This window comes from Brevibacillus sp. YAE8 (assembly GCF_057543335.1).
Window position 1 is genome coordinate 705194 of record NZ_BAAIYG010000001.1, and the last position, 6212, is coordinate 711405.

Below are 6212 nucleotides of genomic sequence, written 5' to 3' on the forward strand. Positions count from 1 at the left end.
TTTCCTCCTTTTCGTGTGCTGGTGCTTACGCTTCCTTTTGCGGATCGTAATAATACAAGGTGACAGCCGTATCACCGTAGGTCGCTTGCCGATCCTTGACGCAATCGCCGATCGCATCGGGAAAAGCGTCTTTGCTGTCGTGCTCCGCCACGATCCAGGCGCCTTCTGCGAGCAGGCCGAGCGCTTGCAGTTGCTCGATCTCTTCCACGATTCGTTGCTTCGCGTACGGAGGGTCGAGAAAAACGAGCTCGAACGGCTGGGCGCGCTTGGCCAACTGCCGGATCGCCCGCTCCGCATCCATGCGGTAAAGCTCGGCGTACTCGTCCAGTCGGCAGGCGCTGACATTTTGCTTGACGACGGCGAACGCTTTTGCATCCCGCTCAACAAAGACAGCCTTGTCCGCTCCCCGGCTCAGCGCCTCGATGCCCAGGCTGCCTGTTCCGGCGTACAAATCCAATGCCCAGCCCCCGTCAAAATACGGGCCGATCATGTTAAAAATCGATTCCTTAACCTTGTCGGTCGTCGGCCGCGTCCCGCTACCTGGGACGGCGGCCAGTTTTCTACCTCTGTGTTCTCCCGCGATGACGCGCATAATGATTTCACCTGTTCAAAGAAGTTATAAGGGATAAAAGCTGATATCATACTATCACAACTGCCTACCCCCGTAAAATTGGCAACTGGAAAATTTATGGCGGATTGCGCGTATAGAATGCACAAAGATTGGAAAACATGATGGATAGCGACGCAACGGTGTCGCTGACAACCGCGGAGAAGACTTACGTTTCCCCATAAGCTCTTCCTCCGGTTTCTCCTCTCCCATAATTGAAAGGCAGTTCACTTTGGCGCACGGCGTGTCTGATAGGAGCATTCCGTGCCGACGCTCCCCGCGCGGGAGGAGTTGAACCGCTGCCCCATCGTCTTTTGGCGAGGGGGTATTTTTTTGCCCGCAGGGGGAGCATACTACTTGCACCTATTCCAAAAGGGGGAATCGACATGGCAGAAAAACAACCGTCCGCGCAAAAGCTGAAAGCGTCCAAGGCCCAGTCCATTGCCGACCGTACCGGAACAGGCGTCGAGCAAGCGCGGGAAATGCAGTCGCGCGCGGACCAGTCCGACATTATCAAGCACGGCCAATAACGCGAACACAAGCTAAAAAAGCCAGTCGCTACATCTGAACTGCACCCGATTGTTAGATACACCTAACAGTTGGAGGTGCAGTTTTTTTGTCTACGTTTACAGTTCTTCGCTATTTCCATGCCGGCTGGCGACGATGACAATGTTTCCCCGCCTGCATTTCCCTCGCGGCATCCGCTTGTCGGCTACAAACAATAAACAAAAACAGTCGCAGCCACGCAAAAACAGTCCGTACTGGAGGAATCATATGCACACCGTCTGGAAAGGCTCAATCAGCTTCGGCCTGGTCAATATACCCGTCCGCATGTTTACGGCAACAGAGGAACGGGACATTCGCTTTCGCCAACTGCACAAGGAATGCAACACCCCGATCAAATACGCCAAAATGTGCCCGCATTGCCAGCGGGAAGTGGAACCGAGCGAAATCGTCCGCGGGTACGAGTACGAAAAAGGCCATTTTGTCATGATTAACGACGAAGACCTGGAGGCGATCACGCCCGAGACGCGCCGCGCCATTGAAATTCTCGACTTCGTGGACTTGTCGGAGATCGACCCGGTTTACTTTGACAAAAGCTACTTCCTGTCTCCGCAAGATACGGGAGAAAAGGCGTATGCGCTGCTGCGCGCCGCCATGGAGCAGACCGGAAAGATCGCCGTCGCCCAGGTGACGATGCGCAATCGGCAAAGTCTCGCCGTCATTCGGCTGTACGAGCATTGCATCATGCTGGAAACGATTTTTTACCCGGACGAGGTGCGCCCGGTCAGTCAAGTGCCCGCCTTGCCGGAGGCTACTGTCCCGCTCGCGGAAAACGAACTGAAAATGGCGACAGAGCTGATCGGCAACATGACCGTTCCGTTCGATCCCGCCAAGTACACCGACGAATACCGCGTCGAGTTGCAAAAAATGATCGAGAAAAAGCTGGAGGGCCAGGAGATCGCCACCGCTCCGACGGTTGCGCGCACGAATGTGATCGACCTGATGCAAGCTTTGAAGGAAAGCCTGGCCTCGACAGCAGGCACTACGGGCAGTCCCGTGAAGCTTGCGCCGGAGCCTGTCCCGGCAGCCGCGAAGCCGAAAGCAGGGCGCAAACGGGCCGCTTCTGCGGAGAAAGCGGACAAGACAACCTCCCCTGCCAAAGAAGCGGTGGGGAAACCGAGTCCCGGTCCGACCTCGACAACGAAAACGCTTCGCCGCAAAAAAGCCACTCCTATGTAAAGCGGCGTTGGAACAGTTGGTGGTGCGGTGCGAAGCCATAAGCAGAACACTTGGCTGCGCGCAGCCATTGGCGACGCCTTAGCCTTACCGGATAACGTCTGCGCAAAAAACCTGCCCCATTTGCGGACAGGTTTTTTGCTTATCTTTTTGCGAGCTGTTGTTCCGGTTCGATATGAATGTGAACCGTATTGATTTTGTGCACACGTTTCATCCGTTCTTCGATATTTTCGGTGATGGTGTGGCTTTCTACTACGTTCAACTGCGGATCGACGTGGATCACGACGTCAACGAGCACGCTGCTGCCGTGATAACGCGCCTTGATGTCGCTGATCGCTTTCACCCCGGAAATGGAGAAGATCGTCTCCTTCAGCTCCTCCAGTTGCCCCTCATCGAAGCCATCTGTTAAGCGATGCGTCGCCTCCCGGAAAATATCCCACGCCGTCTTCAGGATAATCACCCCGACCACGAGCGCTGCCAGCGGGTCGAGCCAATGCAGTTGGAACTGCGCGCCCGCCACTCCGACAAACGTCCCGATGCTGACGAAGGCATCCGAGCGGTTGTCGGCAGCGGCCGCGAGCAACGCCTGGCTGTTCGTTTTCACGGCGAGTTGGTGATTGTACCGATAGACCCCGAGCATGATGACCGCAGTCGCCAGCGCCGTCCAGCCTGCCAACAAGTCGGGAGCAGTGTGGTTTGTATCAAACAGCGTCGGAATCGCTCCGGTAATGACCTCCAGCCCGACAAACAGCATGATGAACGACGCGACCAGGGCAGAGATCGTCTCCGCGCGAAAATGGCCGTACGGATGGTCGCGATCCGGCGGCTTGCGGGCAATGCGCAGCCCGATCAGCACGGCAATCGACGCCACCACGTCCGTCGAGTTGTTCAGCCCGTCCGCCATTAACGCTGCCGAGCCTGTCAGCACCGCAACCCCTATTTTTAACGCCGAGCAGAAAATATAGGCGATAATGCTGACCCACGCACCCCGCTCTCCTTGCTTCAGATCCGAATATACATTCACACTCCATCACCTCAAAAAATCTCAATCGCCCTATTCGCCCAAAGCCTTAGAACAGAACGTATAAAAGCAGTTTCTCGTTTTTTCGAATTTCATCGTACCAGACGCAATTCGTGTGGGTCTACAGAAACAGTTTTAGTCCGATTCATGAGTATAGAGGGGGGGAAAATGTGTTGCCCTGTGGCAATTTTTGTTGGAAACTTTTTCTTGCCAAGCACGGCTGTTCTCCGGTATCCTAATCTTGCAACGACAACCAAAAACAAGCACGGGAGCTTGGAAATCACCAGGCTGAGAGGATGGTACTGTGCCATCGACCGTTGAACCTGAACTGGGTAATGCCAGCGGAGGAATGTCCATATGACAGATTAGCGACGCGTATCTTTTTTTCGGATACCCGTCTCTTCTCTACTCTCGCGTCTGGCGTCGCATGTTCCCATGTGGCGTTTTTTCGCGACGGGCCTCTTTCGCCTCCCTACAAGGTTCGCGCTTTCGTGCAACCAAGCCAAGGAGGTTTTTTTATGTCATCCATTTCATCTTTTCCCGGAAGCCGCAAAGTATACGAGGTAGGCAGCCGCCCCGACATTCGCGTGCCGATGCGCGAAATTGCGCTATCGCCTACCGAGGGGCTGTACGGCACCACACCAAACCCGCCGTTGCGCGTGTACGACACAAGCGGCGAATACACGGCCGAAGGTTATGTCGCCGACATCAACAAAGGGCTGCCGCTCGTGCGCCAGCGCTGGATCGAGGAGCGCGACGATACGGAGAGCTATGCCGGCCGCGAGCCAAAGCCTGTGGACGACGGAATCCGCAACGCCGACAGCGCAGGGAAGATGCCCGCTTTCCCGCGCGAAGGCTATCAGCCGAGACGGGCGAAGCCAGGCAAGACGGTCACCCAGCTTCACTACGCCCGCCGTCACATCATCACGCCGGAGATGGAGTACATCGCCATCCGCGAAGGCGTCACGCCGGAGTTCGTCCGGGCTGAGGTGGCGGCAGGCCGCGCGATCATTCCCGCCAATATCAATCATCCGGAAGCGGAGCCGATGATTATCGGCCGGAATTTTCACGTCAAGGTCAACGCCAACATCGGCACTTCTGCCGTCAGCTCCTCAATGGAAGAAGAAGTCGAAAAAATGATCTGGTCGGTGCGCTGGGGCGCGGACACGATCATGGACTTGTCGACCGGAAAGCACATCCACACGACGCGCGAGTGGATCATCCGCAACAGCCCGGTGCCTGTCGGAACCGTACCGATTTACCAGGCGCTTGAAAAAGTGAACGGCAAAGCGGAGGATTTGACCTGGGAAGTCTACCGGGACACGCTGATTGAACAGGCAGAGCAAGGCGTCGATTATTTCACCATTCACGCCGGCGTCCTGCTCCGCTACATTCCGCTGACCGCGAAGCGCGTGACCGGAATCGTCTCGCGCGGCGGCTCCATTCTGGCTGCGTGGTGTCTCGCCCATCACGAGGAAAACTTTTTGTACACGCATTTCGAAGAGATTTGCGAGATTCTCAAGGCGTATGACATCAGCGTGTCACTTGGAGACGGCTTGCGCCCCGGCTCGATTGCAGATGCGAATGACGAGGCCCAGTTTGCCGAACTAGAGACACTCGGCGAGCTGACGAAAATCGCCTGGAAGCACGACGTGCAGGTGATGATTGAAGGACCCGGCCACGTCCCGATGCACCTCATTCGCGAAAACATGGACAAACAACTAGCGATTTGCCACGAGGCGCCTTTTTATACGCTCGGGCCGTTGACGACAGACATCGCGCCCGGCTACGACCACATCACCTCGGCGATCGGCGCCGCGATGATCGGCTGGTTTGGCACCGCGATGCTCTGCTACGTCACGCCCAAGGAGCATCTCGGCCTGCCGAACAAGGAAGACGTGCGCAACGGTCTCATCGCCTATAAAATCGCCGCTCATGCAGCGGATTTGGCCAAAGGCCACCCGCGAGCAAAACAGCGCGACGACGCTTTGTCCAAAGCCCGCTTCGAGTTTCGCTGGAACGACCAGTTCAACCTGTCTCTCGACCCCGAGCGCGCCCGCGAATACCACGATGAGACGCTGCCTGCCGAAGCAGCGAAGTCCGCGCATTTTTGCTCGATGTGCGGCCCGAAATTTTGCAGCATGAAAATCTCGCACGACATCCGCCACCAGGCCCAGGAGCAGGAGCGGATCGAGCCTGCCGCCATCGCAGCGGGCCTGCAAGAAAAAGCCCGCGAATTTCGCGAGCAAGGAAGTCAACTGTACAAATAAGCGCCCGGAGGTGGCAGACGATTGAATGATGTGTTGCAATTGCGAAAAGAGATCGCGCGCCTGGAGGTTGACCTTGAACGTCTGAAGCGCCAACTGGCCCATTTGCAAAAAGCGTGCGCGCATGAGTTCGTCGAGACCCCCCTCGCCCGCACCTGTGCCAAATGCTTGCAAACGGAAAGCCTCTATTATTAGACAGCTTCCCTGCCACACCTAGGAAAGTTGGCTGCGCCAATGGCTCGGCCCCAGCCTTAATTGCCCCTTGTACTGGATAAGCAGCTTATGCACAAAAAAGACCGCCATCCTCTGGTCATAGCCCCGTCAAGTAGACACTAAAAAAAGACGCTATCTTAAGCGGCGATCGATTCCCGGTATTGGACTGGGGAGAGGTCGCCGAGTTTTTTCTGGAACCGTTCTGTATTGTAGAATTCGATGTATTCAGCGATCAGTTTGCGAGCGTGAGCTATATCTCTTGGTTTCTCCAGATACAACTTTTCCGTCTTCAGGTGTGAAAAAAACGATTCAACACAAGCGTTGTCGAAGCAGTTCCCCCGTCTGGAATGGCTTCCGGTTAGCC

The 6212-nt window shown here is 56.0% G+C and carries 7 protein-coding genes and 1 riboswitch; of the genes, 4 read left to right on the forward strand and 3 right to left on the reverse strand.

The annotated features are described in order from the left end of the window. Positions 1 to 25: 25 nt before the first annotated feature. The gene (rsmD, locus tag AC27IT_RS02895; protein WP_005834371.1) at positions 26 to 592 is read right to left on the reverse strand and encodes a 16S rRNA (guanine(966)-N(2))-methyltransferase RsmD; all 567 of its coding nucleotides are present in this window, start codon (positions 590 to 592) and stop codon (positions 26 to 28) included. A gap of 401 nt (positions 593 to 993) precedes the next feature. On the opposite strand from rsmD, the gene AC27IT_RS02900 reads away from it, so the two are divergent. Further along, complete coding sequence (locus AC27IT_RS02900) at positions 994 to 1137, forward strand: hypothetical protein (RefSeq protein ID WP_005834373.1); 144 nt, start codon at positions 994 to 996, stop codon at positions 1135 to 1137. Between the two features lie 244 nt (positions 1138 to 1381). Beyond that, complete coding sequence (gene ku / locus AC27IT_RS02905) at positions 1382 to 2350, forward strand: non-homologous end joining protein Ku (protein WP_487091572.1); 969 nt, start codon at positions 1382 to 1384, stop codon at positions 2348 to 2350. A 139-nt stretch (positions 2351 to 2489) separates the two neighbouring features. Here the strand turns inward: ku and AC27IT_RS02910 are convergent, their stop codons facing one another. After that, positions 2490 to 3371: a cation diffusion facilitator family transporter gene (locus tag AC27IT_RS02910; protein WP_122952765.1), complete on the reverse strand. Its 882-nt coding sequence runs from the start codon at positions 3369 to 3371 to the stop codon at positions 2490 to 2492. Positions 3372 to 3624: 253 nt separating this feature from the next. Further along, positions 3625 to 3735: riboswitch (TPP riboswitch) on the forward strand. A gap of 151 nt (positions 3736 to 3886) precedes the next feature. Here AC27IT_RS02910 and thiC point away from each other — a divergent pair. Both thiC and AC27IT_RS02920 read left to right on the forward strand, forming a co-directional pair. After that, positions 3887 to 5638 carry a phosphomethylpyrimidine synthase ThiC gene (thiC, locus tag AC27IT_RS02915; RefSeq protein WP_005834379.1) on the forward strand — a complete coding sequence of 584 codons (1752 nt, stop codon included), beginning with the start codon at positions 3887 to 3889 and terminating at the stop codon, positions 5636 to 5638. Between the two features lie 21 nt (positions 5639 to 5659). Beyond that, positions 5660 to 5830, forward strand: coding sequence for a hypothetical protein (locus tag AC27IT_RS02920; protein ID WP_165328988.1), 171 nt, complete (start codon positions 5660 to 5662; stop codon positions 5828 to 5830). A 155-nt stretch (positions 5831 to 5985) separates the two neighbouring features. Here AC27IT_RS02920 and AC27IT_RS02925 read toward each other — a convergent pair. After that, a partial coding sequence (locus tag AC27IT_RS02925) for a transposase (RefSeq protein WP_487091573.1) occupies positions 5986 to 6212 on the reverse strand: 227 nt, incomplete at its 5' end.